Origin of the sequence: Nocardioides scoriae, from assembly GCF_900104965.1 — a bacterium.
GTDB classification, from domain to species: Bacteria; Actinomycetota; Actinomycetes; order Propionibacteriales; family Nocardioidaceae; genus Marmoricola; species Marmoricola scoriae.
On sequence record NZ_LT629757.1, the window covers coordinates 245,097 to 260,840 of the forward strand.

The following is a 15,744-nucleotide window of genomic DNA, read 5'->3' on the forward strand; positions in this document are numbered from 1 at the left end:
TGGCACCGGCGTGTCCACGCTGCTGTTCGACGGTGTCTCACATGGCCCTCGCTGCTGAGCGTCGCTCCGAGCCGGTTAGCCCCACAGCGCACTGGAGCCGTGCCCCACGGTGGCACGTCAAGCGTGACCAAGAAGGAAAGCGATGGGGAACCACGAAGGCCAGGCCCTCAGGGCCTGGCCTCCGATCGATCTGTGCGCCAGCAGGGACTTGAACCCCGAACCCGCTGATTAGCGACGGCGGTTTGCTCGGTTGAGGCGCCGATGGTGGCAATGCCGCTGTGACCTGCACAAAGGCCGGCTGTTGACCTGGGTCGTTTGATCGCGGACTGGCCCATGTTCGGGCTGATTGGGATGGCATAAACGGTGGCTCAGGGGTGCCGGCAGCCCACACCTCCGGCATCCCCTGATAGCCGCCGAACCAGGGCCGGGGGCGCAGGGTCAAGGCTCGAGCTTGCTCGATCGCAGAGCGACGCGGAGCGGCCTTGAAGCGGCGTGCCCGGTCCGGACACTGCAGCGGCAGGGGATGCCGGTAGATCCACGCGCCTAACCTGCGAATGCGCTTCCGGCTGGGAGGTCGCTCTCTGCGACACGAAGGCGGGCGCTGTCGGTGCCGAGTCTTATCTTGTGCACATGGAACTGGGCAGTTTGGCCGAGTGGATCGGAGCGTTGGCGACCGCAGCCGGTTTCGGGGCAGCGGTCTGGCAACTACGGCACAACGCCCGCGAATCGCGGGTCGCCCAGGACCGAGAACGCGACGACGAGTCTGCGCGCCGCGAGGCCATGGCTCATGCGGTAGGGGTTAAGGCAATCTGGCGCCCAAACCGGCGTGGCGCTCCTCCTTGGTGGGGCCGTGGATTCATGCCGGTCAAAGTGGAGGTTCACAATTCGGGCGCATACCCGCTCACGGACGCAGTACTGATGGTCGGCACTGACGACGCACCTCACATGATGGAGGTCGTCTATGGGGTCGTCCTGCCCGGGGAGCGTCTCAAGGACACTTACAAGGTGCGACGCACCGAAGTGGTCTTCCTTGAGTTGACGGCGGGCGTGTCACTCGTATTCACGGACGTGTATGGCAGTCACTGGGAGCGTTCGACTTACGACTTGCAACGGCGGGAACACCCAGCCCTGATCTGCTGATCGCTTGGCGCCGCCTGGCGAGTTCTGTTCACACCCCTCCGCGGACCCAGACCGAACGCCGTTCAGCTAGGCCCCACAGTCCCGCCCGGCGATAGTTGATACGCAAGTCGACCAGGTTTGGCACACAAGCGGTCAGGGTGTCGCCGGGCCTTATCAGCACGCCGCGCCACGTGGGGCTTGCGGTATCCACTCGCTGCATCTCGGACATCTCATCGTCGAGGTGTAGGTCGAGCCCGCGCTCCTCGTACAGTCCCGGTCGAAGGTCCAGCCATGGTCCGTTGGGGTCGTTGAGGGTCTCAGTTGCGTAGTACTTCGCGCTGGTGATCTTGATCGACAGCGGCGAGTCGTTCGTCAACTGCCAGGTGTCATTCACCGGCCGACCGTCATGGTCTCGGATGACCTTCCCTCGAATCAGGACGACCCCCCCGCGGGAGCACCGCCCACAGGCCCATCCCTGTGCCAATGGCGAGGAGGACGTCGACGAGGTACGACACGAACCGACGCTAGCGGTTCAGGACCTTTGCTGGTCAGCATTGCCTAGCGCAGTTGGGCGGTTGCAAGTGCGCCGCGCCGCCAGCAGTACACGTAGGCGCTAGCCCGACCCATCAGTGCGCGGCCGGGGAGGACGGCGCGCCAGCGCCGCCCGCAGTCCGGGCGCCGCACCGGCGGAGCCGGTGCCTTGACGGAGTAAAGAAAGTTCTCACCAACGAGGCGTGCGCGGTGGATGTGGATCAGTGCCAAAGCCTCCTAGCGTCGAGAGCTGGTTTCCCGTGCCAGACGTGGGACTGACCGGTGGGACGAGGAACCGGACGGGGCATGGCGGCGGCCTCCCGGATGTGGGTGGGGCCATCGTTCGGGAGGCCGCCACCGCCAGCATATCGGCATGGCTGGTGGCTCAACTGAGTCGACTGAAGTACGTCTAACTGGCCCTCAGGACCTTTAAGCCCAGGCTCCCGCCGGGACCCTGGATCCAGTGTCCTGACCTCTATCGGAGGGCGTCGACCAGGTCGCGCTCCTCGTCAAATTGCCCGTTGGGGGCTCCGGGGAAGACCCATCGCTCGTAGGCCCAGAAGCGGAACAGGGTCCCGAGGGCCAGTCCCACGACGTTGGAGGAGATGTTCTCGGCCAGAGGTGAGGTGAGCGCAAGCAGGTAGGTGGAGACGTAGAGGCAGCCGAGGCTGATCGCCAGCCCGATCCCGTTGAAGACGAAGAACAGGACGTACGCCGTCCGGGCGCCGTGCTGGCTCTGGCGCTCGGAGAAGGTCCACGACCGGTTGCCGAGGAAGGCGACGGTGGTCGCGACCGCCACCGAGATGGTCTTGGACGTCAGGGGCCCGAGGTCCAGGGCGTGGCGGGCGAGGTTGAACAGCCCGACGTCGACCACGAAGGCGAGCAGGCCGATGAGACCGAAGCGGGCGACGAGCTGCACCCCGGACCCCATCAGCCGGGTCAGGTCGAGCCGTCGGCCGGCACGTCGGAGCTGGTCGCGGGCGCTCACGCGGTCACCTCGCTGGCGTAGACGACGAAGTTGTCCTGGTAGCCGCCCGCCGACTCGACGTAGGGACCGTCGCAGGTGATCAGCCGCAGCTGGGCGTCCGGGGTGGGGCCGTAGACGTCCCGGGTGGGGAACCCGTCCTTCGGGACCACCTGGGTGCGGTCGACCTGGAAGCGGACGGTGGCTCCGTCGGCCTGGTCGACCTCGATGGTGTCACCGGGTCGCAGGTCGCTCAGCCGGGCGAACACGGCCGGCCCGTCGGGTGAGTCGACGTGACCGGCGATGACGGCCGGGCCGGGCGCTCCGGGCGCGGTGCCGTCGGCGAACCAGCCGGCCTGCTGCCACGCGCGGGGCGCCTCGAGCTGGCCGCGGCGGTCGGTGCGCAGTTCCTCGAGGGTGGAGCTGACGTCCAGCGACGGGATCCGGACGCGGACGGGTGCGGCGTCACCGGACCGCTCGGGGGTGACGAGGAGGTCCTCGGACGCGGAGGTCGAGGCCGGCGGTTCCGCTCGCGCCGCCACGGGGGAGTCCGGCACCGGAGCGGTGGTGGCCGGGCGGTGCGTGACGAGCAGGACGAGCGCGACGGCAGCGACGACCACCAGGCCGAGCAGGGCCACCAGGCCTGGGCGCAAGCGGGTCATCGGGAGTCCTCCAGGAGGGGGCAGCCGCCGAGGGCGGGGTCGGTGAGCAGCATCGGGCCCAGCACGGTCCACGCGTCCCCGTAGTAGGTGGGGGACTGCTGCTGCTGGTCCCCGGCCCGGCGGATCTCCTCGACCGCCCGTGCGTCCTGACCTGCCGCGGCCAGGCCGGAGGCCTGCGCGACGGTGACCAGGGGGCTCGAGACATCGGTCTGGGGCGAGCCGGCGAGGTCGTAGGTGGCGACGGCGGGTCGGCCGCTGCGGGCCACGACCTCGGCCAGGTCGGTGGCGAGCCGGCGGTCGACGGGGTCGCACGACTCGGCGTGGCGCAGCACCGTGCGCGCGGCGTCGTAGCTGTACTGCACCGGCTGGCCGCCGGGTCCGTTGACGGCACGGACGGTGCCGTCCTCGTCGAGCTGGGCCCAGTCCGGGGGCAGCTGCCCGTCGCGGGTCAGGGAATCGACGGCGGCGCGTGAGCCTCGCTCCACCTGGGTCCAACGAGGATCGCCGGAGGCCCGGGCCAGCACGTCGGTCGCCGCCGGGGAGACGTAGCTGGGGTTGAAGGAGTACGGCGCGTCGGTGGCCCACTGGCCGGCCACGAGCACCAGGCCCGCGGGCGTGGACACGGTCTCGTGGTCCAGGATCGCCCGCCCGAGCTCCACGCCGGCCTCGACGTAGGACGGGCGACCGAACGCGTCACCGGCCTGCACCAGGGCGCGGGCGATGTCGAGGTCGGCGTCGGCGGCGGAGGAGGGATCGACCACGGAGCCGTCCTGCCACCGCCAGCTGATCAAGCCGTCGTCGCGTCCGAGGTTCTCCCGGGTCCAGCGCCACAGCTCCTCGAAGGCCTCCCGGTCGTCGGCGCCGAGGGCGATGAGCATGCCGTAGGCCTGCCCCTCGCTCACGGTGTCCCCACCCTGGTCGGTGCGGACGACCCGACCGGCGTCGACGTAGGTGTCCAGGAACGCCCGGGCGTCGATCGTGGTGGCGCGCGCCGCCAACGGGGTGCGGGGCTGCTCCGCGGACTCCGGGACGTCGCCCCGGGTGACGACCACGGCGAGGACCCCCGCGACCAGGACGCTGAGGAGGCTGACGGCCACCCACGGCACGAGGTGCCGGGACGGGCCGCGGCCTCGGTCGTCGCGGCCCCTCACGCAGTCACCCTGCGACGCAGGAGGAGGACGCCGCCAGCAGCGACGGCGGCGGCCAGCAGGGTCGCGAGGGTGCCGGTGCCGCCGTCCTGGCTGTCGGCCAGGCCGCCGGCTCCGGTGTCGACGCCGCCCGTGGGCATCGCGCCGTCGGCGGCGGTCGAGCTGCCGCTGTCCTGGACCGCCTTGAGCTCGAGACCTCCCTGCGCGTCGTTGAGCGCGACGAGCGTGTAGACGCCCCCGGCCTCGACGGGGACCCGACGGGTCACGGAGCCCTCGCCGTCGCTGCCGGCGACCTGGACGGACCAGGTCTGCGCGCCCACGTCGGCGTACCCGGTGGAGGAGCCGGTGGTCACGTCCTGCGCCAGGGTGGGGCCCGCGACGACCTTGGCGTCGACGGTCCCCGGGTCGGTGGCGGCCGAGACCAGGCGGACCTTGGCCTGCCCGGCGGGAGGTGCGGTGAGGTCGTCGGACAGGACGGTGGCGCGTACCTGCTCGCCCTCGCCCGTCGCGATCACGGTGGAGGCCGCCCCCTCGGAGACCCGGACGTTCTGGGAGATCATCGGCGCCGCCGACATCGGGGATCCGGCGCGGACCAGGGAGACGGTGTACAGGCCGGTGGGCACGCGCTCGTAGTCGGTGAGCTCGCCGAACGCGACGTTGCTCAGCGTCTGGGTCCGACCGCCCTTGAACGGTGTCAGTCGTACGTCGGCCTTGGGGGTCCCGGGTGAGAGGTGCCCCGCCCGGATCCACCCCGTGGTCGGGTCGGCGGTGACGGGTGCGGCGGAGGCCGCGGCGACGAGACCGCCGGCGAGGGTGACGAGGGTGGCCACGAGCACGGTGGCGACGACGGCGGTGGCGCGTCGTCCGGTGCGCCGGCCCTGGGGGACGGTGGTCTGGGGGAGGTGGTTCACGAGAGGCTCCTTGTGGGGTGGGGAGGTGTCAGGGGGTCGTGGCGGGCAGCAGGTCGGTGGGGTCGGCCCCGGCGTACCGGACGATCAGCTCGCCGTCGTCGCGCGCTGCCTCCTGGGGGGCGAAGCTGCCGACCTGGCCCCGGATGGACGCGACGAGGTCGTCGCCCGCCGCGGAGTCGACCGGCTCTCCGTCGACCGAGGTGACGGTCAGGGTGCGACGTGGGACCTGGCCGTCCTCACCGAAGACCGCCGGGAAGTCGGCGACCTCGATGGTCGTCTCGCTGCTGACCTGGGCCAGCAGCGAGACCAGCCGGGCGTCGACCTCGCCGTCACGCAGCTGGGAGGCAGCCTGGTCGGAGAGACGGAGCCGGGGGTTCTCCAGCAGTGCCTGGCCGGCGGCGGTGCGCGCCTGCTGGTCGCGCTGGACCGCCTCGTCGATCGCCTGGCGACCTCGGTCGTCGACCCGGTAGACCTCGACCTGGTTCTCGCCGGAGCCGAAGATCGCCGTGCGCGTCGAGTTGTCCAGGGCGTCCTGGACGGTGGGAGCCGTGTCGATGGAACGGCGCAGGGCCTGGGTGACCAGGACGTAGTCGTAGTCGGTCCAGCCACCGGGTGCCAGTGCCGAGACGTCGGAGTCGGTGTCGGCCTTGTAATACCAGACGACGTCCTGACGGGGGAATCCCGCCTCGACGAGGTCGACCCAGGAAGCGTCGTCCACGAGCAGCCGGTCACCTCGGTCCACGTTCTGCGTGATCCAGGTCTGGGCCTCGCGCAGCGGGCGGTCGAGGTCGGCGAGGAAGAGGCCGCGCTGCTGTACCGCCCAGAGCGGGACAGCCACGACGGCGGCCACCACGGAGGCCACCACGGTCAGGGCGGTGACCCAGCGGCCACCGCGGCGCACGCCGAGGTCCACCACGGCGGCGACGAGCAGCGCGGCGAAGGGGAGCAGCACCACGACGTACGGCACGGGCAGGTACCCGGGCTTGAACACGACCGCGGTGAGGGCCAGGAACGTGACGGCGTAGACGCGCAGCCGGCTGACGGTCAGCGCGACGAGACCGGCCACGACGGCCGCGACGGGCAGCACGGGGTCGAGGGTCAACCAGACCGCGACCGAACGACCGGCCTGGGAGGTGCGGTCGAGGACGCTGCCGCTGTCCTCACGGCTGACCAGCTGGAAGGCGATGCCCTCGAAGAGCGACACCCGGTCGCGCCCGGGGAAGACCTCGCCCTTGACCAGGGCGAACAGGGCGTAGGCGGACAGCACGAGGGTCAGCAGCGACCCGGCCACGGAGAGGGTGTAGCGCCGGGTGTCGGCACCCGCGGAGCGCCACATCTGCCAGGCCAGGAAGGGCAGCACCAGCAGGAAGGTCTCCTTGCTGAGCACGGCCACGCCGAAGCACAGGGCCGAGCCGGCGAACGCCAGCAGCTGACGCTGTCGGCTCAGCGCCAGGACGAAGGCCGCGATCAGCCAGGGCAGCGCGACGTTGTCGAGGTAGACGGTCCGGGAGAACTGCAGCGAGAGCGGGGACAGTGCGAACAGCACCAGCGCCACGGCGGCCGCGGGGCGGCCGAGGTCGAGACGTCGCGCCAGCACCCACAGCAGTGCCGCTGCGACCACGTGGAAGGCGACCATCGCCTCGCGCGCAGCCAGCACCGAGACGTCGTACCGGTCGAAGCCGTCGGTCAGCCAGGTCCAACCGGCGATCTGGACCCATCCGAGCGGCGGGTGGTCGTACCAGTAGGTGTAGTGCGTGAGGGTGCCCAGCTTCTCCACGGCGTACGCCTGGGCGGTGTAGGTGCCCTCGTCGTCGATGCGCTGCGGTGAGCCGGCCATGCCGAACCGGCTGACCACGGCCGTGAGCGCGAGCAGCGGCAGCACGTAGAGGAGGGTGTGACGGTGCCGCCGCACGCGGTCGCGCCACCGGGTCCGGGGCCCGGCATCCGGAGCGGCCGGAGGTGCTGTCGTGGGTCGTTCGAGCAGTGTGGTCATCGATTCACCTCGTGCTCGGTCTCGGCGGAGAGCACCACGTGCTCGCCGTCCTCGATTGAGCGGATCTCGGGTTCGGCCGACCGCTGGGCGGCCCGCTGACGGGGGAGTCGGACCGGTTCTTGAGCCGGTCCGGTGCCGGCCTCAGAGGTGGGCTCGGCAGACGGCCCGACGGGTCCCTCCGGGGACCCGTGCGGGGTGGGGTTGACGTGGGCACCGGTGTGCTCCGTCTTCTCCCAGGACGAGTCCCCGCGGAACTCGCGCCAAGCGGCGCGGATCGCGGCGGCGGCCAGGAACACCTGGTACGGGAAGGTGCCCAGCACGAGCTTGAGGTAGTCGCGGAACCGGACCTTGACCCGGTAGCTGCGGGCGAACTCACCGAGGCCGGCGGCCTCCACGACCAGCGTCACCAGGGTGGGCACGACGGGGAGGAAGGTGGCCATGGCCACGATCGTCGGCACCTTGGCGAACAGCGCCAGCAGCACTGAGACGGGGATCATCAGGCCGGTGAAGGCCTGCAGGAAGGGCATCGCGAGGGTGTAGCGGGCCAGGGCCCGCTGGCGTCGCGTGGGGAGCTCCTTCCAGGCACCCTTCTTGAGGACCTGGAGGAAGCCCTGGCTCCACCGGGTGCGCTGCTTGAACAGCGACGTCAGGGAGCCGGGCGTCTCCTCGCGGGTGACAACCTCGGGGTCGTAGGCCACGGCCACGCGCGCGCCCCGGGTGGAGAGGCGGACCCCGAGCTCGCAGTCCTCGGCGAGGCAGTCGCCGTCCCAGCCGCCTGCGGCACGGAGCAGGTCGGTGCGGACGAAGACGGTGTTGCCGCCGAGCGGGATGAACCGGGCCTCGGCGTGGAAGTGCAGCCGCGAGCGGAACCAGAAGTAGTACTCCAGGCAGTTGCGCAGCGACCACCAGGAGGACTGCACGTTCATCAGCTGCACGCCGCCCTGCACCAGGTCAGCGCCCGTCTCGGTGAACCGGGAGTCGACCAGGCCGAGCAGGCGCGGGTGGACCTCGTCCTCCGCGTCGAAGACGCCCACCACGTCCTTGGTGACGTGGGGGAGGGCGGTGTTCATGGCGCGCGGCTTGTTCTTGGGCACGCTGTGGTCGATGACGACGCGCACCAGCCCGGGGTGGCGGCGTTCGGCGTCACGGGCGACGGCCTCGGTGGTGGGGTCGTCGTGGCCGATGAGGACGAGGATCTCGAAGTCGGGGTGGTCGGACTTGGCGAGCTCGTCGATCGTGTGGGCCAGCACAGCCTCCTCGTGCCGCGCCGGGACCATCAGGGAGAAGGACCGCTGCGGGGGCAGGGTCGTGGTGGAGAAGCGGGTGGCGCCCAGCGACTGGGTGCTGCGCCAGGCGTGCAGCATCCACCACAAGGTGGTGAGCGCCACCACGGTCATCAGCAGCGACACCGCGAGCAGGGCGCTCAGGCCGAGCACGCCGAGCCAGGACGTGGGGCTGTCCGTGGGGCCCGACGTGTCGGTGGTGCTGCTCCGGTCCGGTGCGGACGGCTCGGCCGGCGCCTGCTGGCCCGGGGGAAGCAGCTGGTCGTCGTCGGCGGCCGCGACGTCGGGGGCGGCGGCGACCGGGACCAGCGAGGTCGCGGTGGCAGAGATGCTCTGGGTGGTGGTCGACGCGGACGCTTCCGCGGCCGGGACCGTCATCGCCAGCGAGGCCGCGAGGCTCGCGACGGGCAGCCCCAGGACGGCGAGGGCGCGCCGGTGCCTGGGGCGTCGACGGGTGGGGGTGGGGTGGGCAAGGTGGGGCGGGTGTGGAAGCACCTGGGTCTCCTCCAGGACGAGGGTGAGCACGGCCGGGCCCGGTCGAGCGTCGGCCACGGGTGCGAGCGTGGTCAGCGGCGCTGACGCTCGGGGAGGCGGTGGCGGCCGGGGGGCGCAGCAGGACGCATCCGGTCCTGGACCCCCCAGACGGTGACGCGCCACAGCGCCTCGCGCACGATGGAGCCGCTCATCTTCGAGACACCGTGCTCGCGCTCCCGGAAGTCGATGGGGACCTCGACTACGGCCATCCCGCTCCGGACCGCGCGTCGAGCGAGGTCTACCTGGAAGCAGTAGCCGTGGGATGAGACGTCGCCCAGGTCGAGGGCGCGCAGGGCGTCGCTGCGGAAGACTCGGAAGCCCCCGGTGGCGTCGCGCAGCGGGAGTCGCAGCGCACGTCGGGTGTACCAGTTGCCCCCTCGGGAGAGGACCTCGCGGCGCTTCGGCCAGTTCTCGACTCCTCCGCCGCGGACCCATCGAGACCCCAGCACGAGGTCGGCGCCGGGCAGGGCGGCGAACAGCCGCGTGAGCTGCTCGGGCTGGTGGGACCCGTCGGCGTCCAGCTCGGCCACGGTGTCGTAGTCACGGTCCAGCGCCCAGCCGAAGCCGGCGAGGTATGCCGCCCCCAGTCCTTGCTTCCCGGCGCGGTGGAGCACGTGGACCCGTCCGCTCCGCTGGGCGAGCACGTCGGCCAGCCGTCCGGTGCCGTCCGGGCTGTTGTCGTCGACGACCAGGACGTCGAGCGAGGGGTGCACCGCCAGGGTGCGGGCGACGACGTGCTCGAGGTTGTCGATCTCGTCGTACGTGGGGATCACGACCAGGTTGCGGGCGGGGAGCTCGCTCGGCACGGGCGGTGTCGGTGCGGCAGAGCGGGTGGAGCGGGTGGAGCGAGTGGTGCGGGGGTCGGGTGCGGTCGTGTGGGCAGACGGGACGTCGCTCATGTCGAGGGATACGGATCGGACCGATGGGGCAGATGGGTAGGAAACTCGTTGTTCACCTCACTCTTTGGTTCCTTTCAAGTAACCACCTGGATAGCGAGGTTTGCGAGGTGCAGCGCGCACCGGCCGTCTCACTCCTCGGACATCACCAGGCCACGCTGTCCAGCAGCAGCCGTCCGCGCCAGCCGCCCGTCGTGGTGATCCGGAGGCCGAGGGCGGTCACGGCTTGGTCTCCCTCCGGGACGGTCACGGTGAGGTCGTTCCACCCGGGCGAGAGTTGACGGGCCGGCAGGAGGACCGCACCGGTCCGGTGGTGGACCACCGGTGCCACGGAGGCGCGGACCCCGCGGGGCCCCCACACGCTGATCGAGGCCACGGCGCCGGGCACGAGGTCGCGCACCTGGGTGGTGGCGAGGGCGTGCCGGCTGCCGCCGGGGAGGCCGATGCCCAGGGACCCGCGGCCCTCACGCGACGCCGCCTCGGTGCAGCGCACCGTCGCACGTCCGCTGGTGGCGCGCCAGCCGTGGCCGGTGCGGGCCTCGAAGGTGTGCCGCAGCCGGGTGACGGTGACGCGGTCGAGGGAGAGGACGCCCCTCCACCCACGGGGGTCGTCGACCTGCATGCCGAGGACCTGTGGGGGCTCGGTGGTCTCGGGGACGCGGAAGACGACCGTGTTCCAGCCGGGGCGCAGGGTCTGGTGCCGCAGGACGGTCGCGGTCCAGCCGGCGTCGAGGACCACGGGCGCGACACCCACGCCGCTGCTCGTTCCTGCCGACGGGGGGAGGTGGACGCGGAAGCCGACCGTCGACCCGGCGCCCAGCCCGTCGATCCTGCGGTCGACCCCGCGGTCGACCCCGACTGCCGGGTATCCGCTGCCCGTCAGCGAGAGCTGGAGGCTGCCGGACCCGGAGCTGGCCGGACCGCGGCCGGCCGAGACCCCCACCGAGCCCCACCGGGTGGACCACCCATGCGGCGTGCCGTCCTCGAAGTCGAAGACCGCGGTCGGGTCGACGGGACGCGCGGGGGCGGGGTCGGGGGCCGGGCTGGTCGGTGGGCTGCTCGGTGGGCTCGGAGCGGGGACCGGGGGGCTCTGCGGGCTGGCACGTCGTTGGTCCAGGTGCCGGCGGTAGCCGGCACCGAACGCCGTGGGTGTGCCGTCGTAGTCGGTGATGAGGGAGGGACCGCCGCTGCACGAGGCGGTGTTCCACGACCACGCGAGGTAGCCGACGCGGTGCGCGTCGGCCCACGGCAGGATTGTCTCGAGGAAGTCCGTGGCGCAACCGTCCTGGCCGACCTCGGTGAGCAGGACGGGGTGGTCGGCGGTGACCGGGGCGACCGTGTCCTCCCAGCAGGACGGCGTGCGGCAGCCGGAGAAGCTGTAGGCGTGCCAACCTGCGACGAGGCCGTCGAGCGGGTCGACGGGGGCGTGGGCGGACCACTGGCTGAGGTCGCCACCCCAGTTGAGTCCGTCGAGGACGATCGGTTGGCGGGCCCCCGTCGCACGCACGGCGTCGACCAGCTCCTGCGCACCGGCGGCCCGCCACCCGGACGGCGTCGTGCACCCGTCGCGCCAGCAGGCCCACGAGATGTCGCGGGGTTCGTTGTACAGCTCGAACACCACCGACGGGTTCGTCCGGTAGGCGCTGGCGACGCTGGTCCAGAAGGCCGGGGTGTGGTCGCGGTTGGGCGCGACCTCCTGGTGCGTCGCGGGCGTGGCCCCGGGGGAGGCCCAGTGCAGGTCCAGGATGGCGGCGAGGCCGTGGCGCGCGGCCCGGTCGACGAGGTCACCGATGGCCCTGCGGTACGCCGCCGCGGCGAGCTCCGGGCGGACCCCGTCGAGGCCGAGCCAGCAGCTCTCGTTGAGGGGGATCCTGATGACGTTGGTGCCCCAGGCCGCGATGGCGGCGATGGCCTGGTCGTCGACGGGCCCGTCGAACAGCCCCCACCCCTGGACGCAGGCGTACTCCGAGCCGGAGCGGTTGACGCCCGCCACCTCGAGGTCGTCGCCCGAACGGGCGTCGACGAGCCGGCTCCCGATCACGACCGGCTGCGGTGGTGAGGGGGAGGCCTGGCTCGCGGGTGCGGCGACCAGTCCCAGGCTCGTCAGCGCGAGGACGAGGACCAGCAGGCGGCCGACGGCCGAGCGGGTCCGAGCAGGGGCGGGGGACACGCGGGCTCCCGAGGCACGAGGGACGGGCTCGGGGGCAGTGGACCGCCCCCAAAACGGATAATTAGACCGTATCGGGCGTCACGGGACCTGGGGGCGTGATCGGTCGACTCCGTCGGGGCCGGGGAACGCCCTGGTGGTTCGACGGTGCGCGGGGCCCCTTGCTGCGATGCTGTCCCGGTGATCACCGCGACGCCTCCGAACCTGCCCGGGCGTGACCTGGCGGTGATCTTCGACCGGGACGGGAGCACGCTGCTCGCGCTGGCGCGCGCCGTCACGAGGAGCGACGACCGCGCCTTGGCGGCCCTGGCGACGGGACTTGCGGACTACGGCCGGTCCGCGGCCGCGCTCGAGACGCTCCCGTGGGTGGTCCAGCGGGTCCTGGTGGCCCAGGCGGTGTTCGTCGCCTGCCGCTCCCTGGACGCGGTCGACGACGTGTCCGGTCGGGCGGTGCCGCGGTGGTCGCGCGCCGTGGCGGAGCAGGCGGCGGTGGCCCTGTGCCTCGACTGCGGGGTGTCCTACCGAGACGCTGCGCAGGTGGTCGGTCTCCCGGCGGAGGCGGTGGCGTCCTCGCTCACCGCCGTGCTCCGGGGGCTGGTGCCCCGCGGCCCTGCTCCCGCTCTCGGCTGACCTCCCGCGCAGGGACGGCTCACCACAGCACCTCGTGCTCGGGCACCACCTTCTCGGGTGCTCGATGGCCGATGGTCTCGAGCAGGTCGATCTCGATGGTGCGGGCGATCGCGGTCATGGGGACGTCGTGGATGCTGTCGCGGAACGGGTCGGCGAGGTCGCGTCCGACCTGGACCGCCAGGAGGTACATGATGCCGACCAGGCCGGAGCCGATCGGGGTCAGCCACAGCAGGTCCTGCACGATGGCGAAGGGCAGGACGATGCAGAAGATGCGGGCGAAGAACGACGGCAGGAACCTGTACTGGACGGGAAGCGGCGTGTTCTTGATCCGTTCGAGTCCGCCCTGGGAGTCCGCCAGCACGGCCAAGGTCCCCTCGATCTGCACCCGGGGCAGGTGCTCCACCATGCCGCGCCGGCGTGCTTCTGCCACGAGGGCGCCGATCTCGTTCAGCGTGGCGTTGGGGCGGTTGGTCGCTCCCCGGATGCGAGCGCCGGCGGCGCTGGTCGTGTAGAGGTCGAGCTCCTGCGGCGGGTCCTGGCCACGCAGCGAGGTCCGCAGGACGTGGACGTAGGCCACCTGGGCGCACACGACCTCGTCGACGAGCCCCTCACGCGCATCGGCAGACTCGGCGGTGAGCAGGGTCACCGCTTCGCGGCCCAGGTTGCGGGAGTGGTTGGTGATCGAGCCCCACAACGTCCTGGCCTCCCACCACCGGGCGTACGAGGCGTTGACCATGAAGCCGAGGAACAGGGCCACGGCAGTGCCGTAGAGGGTGTACTGGATGGTGATGTCGCGAAACCCGAGCCATCCGTGCATGTAGGCCCAGGTGACGGCGACGTCCCAGGCCAGCAGGAGGGTGACGGGTCCAGCGATGTTGCGCCAGGCTTGGAGCGGCTTGGGTGCACCCGAGACGATCATGGTCGAAGTGTGTGGACCACCGCGAACCGCCTCTACCGACGGAGATGAAGACCACTGCCCGTGCAGCCAGCGACGCTGCCATGAACGGCTGCGCGCACGCGTGACGTCGTGGTCCTCTGCCCCGGCGTGGTTGCGCCGGGTCCTGTTAGGGCTGTCGGTGCCCTGGCGGCCGGGCGGGGGACGCATCTCCGAGTCTGACCGGGCGTGCGGCCCCACAATCGATTTCGCGTAGCAGGCTTCGACGGTCGGTCGAGACTGTGGCGGGTGGGGAGATCCTCAGGCGGGGAGCGCCTGCACGTGGCCATTGATCGCGGCGTGTACGTCGGGCGTGATCTCGGTGATGCCGTGGTCGCTGGCAGCATGTGCGGCGACATCTTGCATGAGGCTTGTCCTGTCGATGTTTTCGAAGGTCGAGGCGCAGCCAGGCATCACATCACCGCAGGCGAGCTTGAAGATCATGGGGTTCCGTTCTTTGTGGTGTGGCTGATTGGGCGAGGGTCACGGGGGCGGGGGGCCAGAGGGAGCCGCAGGAGGAAATGGCCGGCAAATTCATCCTGCTCGAGCCCGATGGTGCCTCCCAGGGCAACCGCGAGCGCACGCGCGAGGTAGAGGCCGAGGCTGACTCCGGTGTCGTCGTCGTTCGTGTCGAAGGGTTCGAACAGCGCGATCAGGGTTCGTGGCTCGATGGGATCTGCCATGCGGGTGATGCGCAGCTCCAGCCACAAGCGGGTGAGGCGCACTTCGAGGCGACGTCGTCGTGGTGTGGGGGGGAGGCCCGCGGCCTGCCACAGGTCGTGGAGGGCTCGGGCAGCCAGATCGGGGTCCGTGCTGAAGGTGCGGCTGGTGAGGTCGCTCTTGAGATCGTCGGTGGGGACGCCGGCCGAGGCGATGATGTCGTGAAGGGTGCAATGGCGCCGGTGCACCCTCAGGCGTCCGAGTGCAACCGCGGAGAGCCGTTCGGCATCGCTCATCCGCTCGGCGACGTCGCCGAGCGCAGCTTCGAGCTTGCGTGCAGTGGTCTGGGTCAACTCGGGTCCGAGATCTCCATCAGCCAACATTCCTGCCCAGCCGCGTGCCACCGAGAGGGGGGTGCGTAGCTCGTGCGCGAAGGCAGCCAGGAATCGGTCTCTTTGCTCAGCAAGCTGCGCCTGGGGAGTGTTGGTGATCTGGGCCGCGCCGGCTCGGAGGAAGGACTCGAGCCACCGATGGAGCATGACGTCTTCAAAGCCGTAGGTTGCGGCGACCTCGGGTACTGGAGTGCCTGAGATGGCCTCCAGGACTGCTCTGACCCGGATGTCCCCGGTGGGCGTGGGTGCTTGCGGCATGACGGTAGGTCGGATGGCCGGGTCGAAGGGAAGTGCTGCAGCCATCGCGCACACACCTTTCCTTGCTTTGCCACTGGCTGCTCAGCATAGAGTGGTATCGGGTGCTTTACACTAATAGTCGCATATGGGTGCCATGCGGGCGAGTGTGTTAGTGCGAACGAGTTCGCACTTCGCTGTGGACGGCTGGTCAACCTGTCGCATCCGAGTCGGGTCCCGAGGCGTGGCCGGGTCATCGCGCGACCTGTTGCGAGGCGTGGCGTGGTGTTCGCAGAAGGCGAGGCGGCGCTGCCGTGGGTGGGTCGGAGGTGATCAGGCGCCGAAGACTGCGTCGACGTGCTCTCGAGCCCGATGGATCAACACCAGGCGGTCCTCATCGGTGTCAAGGGTTGAGAAGGTCAGGAAGATCTCCAACAGCGCGAGCACCGTAGCCACCAGCGCAGTCGGGTTCGCCTGCACGGCACCGGTCTCGGTATCCACCTCGGCGATGATCGCCCCTGCGTCCACCAGGTGCCGCTGCACGTCGGGCAGCAAACGCTGCAGGAGCTCGCCGGACGGGTCAGTGTCGGGGTCGAGCGTCGCCAGTACGTCGAGGAACACGTTGGCGATGTCGCGGGTCTGCTCGTCGCCCTCGGGAATGGGGGCATCCATCTGCCACACCCTAC

Annotated in this window: 15 protein-coding genes; 2 read left to right on the forward strand and 13 right to left on the reverse strand. The window is 71.0% G+C overall.

Features of this window, described 5'->3' with window-relative positions; translation table 11 throughout:
* Positions 1 to 630 precede the first annotated feature (630 nt).
* Positions 631 to 1,140, forward strand: coding sequence for a hypothetical protein (locus BLU55_RS19285; RefSeq protein ID WP_157682663.1), 510 nt, complete (start codon positions 631 to 633; stop codon positions 1,138 to 1,140).
* A 28-nt stretch (positions 1,141 to 1,168) separates the two neighbouring features.
* Here BLU55_RS19285 and BLU55_RS01170 read toward each other — a convergent pair whose 3' ends face one another.
* The 9 genes from BLU55_RS01170 to BLU55_RS01210 form a co-directional block, all read right to left on the reverse strand.
* Positions 1,169 to 1,513: a hypothetical protein gene (locus BLU55_RS01170; RefSeq protein WP_091725243.1), complete on the reverse strand. Its 345-nt coding sequence runs from the start codon at positions 1,511 to 1,513 to the stop codon at positions 1,169 to 1,171.
* A 612-nt stretch (positions 1,514 to 2,125) separates the two neighbouring features.
* Positions 2,126 to 2,638, reverse strand: coding sequence for a GtrA family protein (locus BLU55_RS01175; RefSeq protein WP_197681059.1), 513 nt, complete (start codon positions 2,636 to 2,638; stop codon positions 2,126 to 2,128).
* Positions 2,635 to 3,276, reverse strand: a complete 642-nt coding sequence (locus BLU55_RS01180) for a class F sortase (RefSeq protein WP_197681060.1) — start codon at positions 3,274 to 3,276, stop codon at positions 2,635 to 2,637. Before BLU55_RS01180 ends, BLU55_RS01175 begins: the two co-directional genes overlap by 4 nt.
* Positions 3,273 to 4,427 (reverse strand): glycosyl hydrolase family 8, encoded by a 1,155-nt coding sequence (locus tag BLU55_RS01185; RefSeq protein ID WP_157682664.1) that lies wholly within the window; start codon positions 4,425 to 4,427, stop codon positions 3,273 to 3,275. Before BLU55_RS01185 ends, BLU55_RS01180 begins: the two co-directional genes overlap by 4 nt.
* A complete protein-coding gene (locus BLU55_RS01190; protein WP_091725244.1) occupies positions 4,424 to 5,335 on the reverse strand; it encodes a DUF4397 domain-containing protein in 912 nt (303 codons plus the stop codon). The genes BLU55_RS01185 and BLU55_RS01190 overlap by 4 nt, the downstream gene beginning before the upstream one ends.
* A gap of 28 nt (positions 5,336 to 5,363) precedes the next feature.
* On the reverse strand, positions 5,364 to 7,217 hold the full coding sequence (locus BLU55_RS01195) for an ArnT family glycosyltransferase (RefSeq protein ID WP_157682665.1): 1,854 nt from the start codon (positions 7,215 to 7,217) through the stop codon (positions 5,364 to 5,366).
* 107 nt (positions 7,218 to 7,324) lie between these two features.
* Positions 7,325 to 9,163, reverse strand: coding sequence for a glycosyltransferase (locus tag BLU55_RS01200; protein WP_197681061.1), 1,839 nt, complete (start codon positions 9,161 to 9,163; stop codon positions 7,325 to 7,327).
* Positions 9,164 to 9,177: 14 nt separating this feature from the next.
* Positions 9,178 to 9,951 carry a polyprenol monophosphomannose synthase gene (locus BLU55_RS01205; RefSeq protein ID WP_331713630.1) on the reverse strand — a complete coding sequence of 258 codons (774 nt, stop codon included), beginning with the start codon at positions 9,949 to 9,951 and terminating at the stop codon, positions 9,178 to 9,180.
* A 235-nt stretch (positions 9,952 to 10,186) separates the two neighbouring features.
* Entirely contained in the window at positions 10,187 to 12,211 is a 2,025-nt protein-coding gene (locus BLU55_RS01210) for a glycoside hydrolase family 5 protein (RefSeq protein WP_197681062.1), read from the reverse strand.
* Positions 12,212 to 12,388: 177 nt separating this feature from the next.
* On the opposite strand from BLU55_RS01210, the gene BLU55_RS01215 reads away from it, so the two are divergent.
* Positions 12,389 to 12,838: a hypothetical protein gene (locus BLU55_RS01215; protein WP_091725250.1), complete on the forward strand. Its 450-nt coding sequence runs from the start codon at positions 12,389 to 12,391 to the stop codon at positions 12,836 to 12,838.
* Between the two features lie 19 nt (positions 12,839 to 12,857).
* Here the strand turns inward: BLU55_RS01215 and BLU55_RS01220 are convergent, their stop codons facing one another.
* The 4 genes from BLU55_RS01220 to BLU55_RS01235 form a co-directional block, all read right to left on the reverse strand.
* Positions 12,858 to 13,757: a bestrophin family protein gene (locus BLU55_RS01220; protein WP_091725251.1), complete on the reverse strand. Its 900-nt coding sequence runs from the start codon at positions 13,755 to 13,757 to the stop codon at positions 12,858 to 12,860.
* Between the two features lie 276 nt (positions 13,758 to 14,033).
* Positions 14,034 to 14,216 carry a DUF1059 domain-containing protein gene (locus BLU55_RS01225; RefSeq protein WP_197681063.1) on the reverse strand — a complete coding sequence of 61 codons (183 nt, stop codon included), beginning with the start codon at positions 14,214 to 14,216 and terminating at the stop codon, positions 14,034 to 14,036.
* Positions 14,213 to 15,127: a sensor histidine kinase gene (locus BLU55_RS01230; RefSeq protein ID WP_157682666.1), complete on the reverse strand. Its 915-nt coding sequence runs from the start codon at positions 15,125 to 15,127 to the stop codon at positions 14,213 to 14,215. Before BLU55_RS01230 ends, BLU55_RS01225 begins: the two co-directional genes overlap by 4 nt.
* Before the next feature lie 264 nt (positions 15,128 to 15,391).
* The gene (locus BLU55_RS01235; RefSeq protein WP_157682667.1) at positions 15,392 to 15,730 is read right to left on the reverse strand and encodes a hypothetical protein; all 339 of its coding nucleotides are present in this window, start codon (positions 15,728 to 15,730) and stop codon (positions 15,392 to 15,394) included.
* Positions 15,731 to 15,744: the final 14 nt, after the last annotated feature.

Excerpts from the sequence above, each read along its gene's own strand:
- BLU55_RS19285 (WP_157682663.1), top strand. The coding sequence starts at position 631 with ATGGAACTGGGCAGTTTGGCCGAGTGGATCGGAGCGTTGGCGACCGCA.
- BLU55_RS01180 (WP_197681060.1), bottom strand. The coding sequence starts at position 3,276 with ATGACCCGCTTGCGCCCAGGCCTGGTGGCCCTGCTCGGCCTGGTGGTC.
- BLU55_RS01220 (WP_091725251.1), bottom strand. The coding sequence starts at position 13,757 with ATGATCGTCTCGGGTGCACCCAAGCCGCTCCAAGCCTGGCGCAACATC.
- BLU55_RS01225 (WP_197681063.1), bottom strand. The coding sequence starts at position 14,216 with ATGATCTTCAAGCTCGCCTGCGGTGATGTGATGCCTGGCTGCGCCTCG.
- BLU55_RS01230 (WP_157682666.1), bottom strand. The coding sequence starts at position 15,127 with ATGGCTGCAGCACTTCCCTTCGACCCGGCCATCCGACCTACCGTCATG.
- BLU55_RS01235 (WP_157682667.1), bottom strand. The coding sequence starts at position 15,730 with ATGGATGCCCCCATTCCCGAGGGCGACGAGCAGACCCGCGACATCGCC.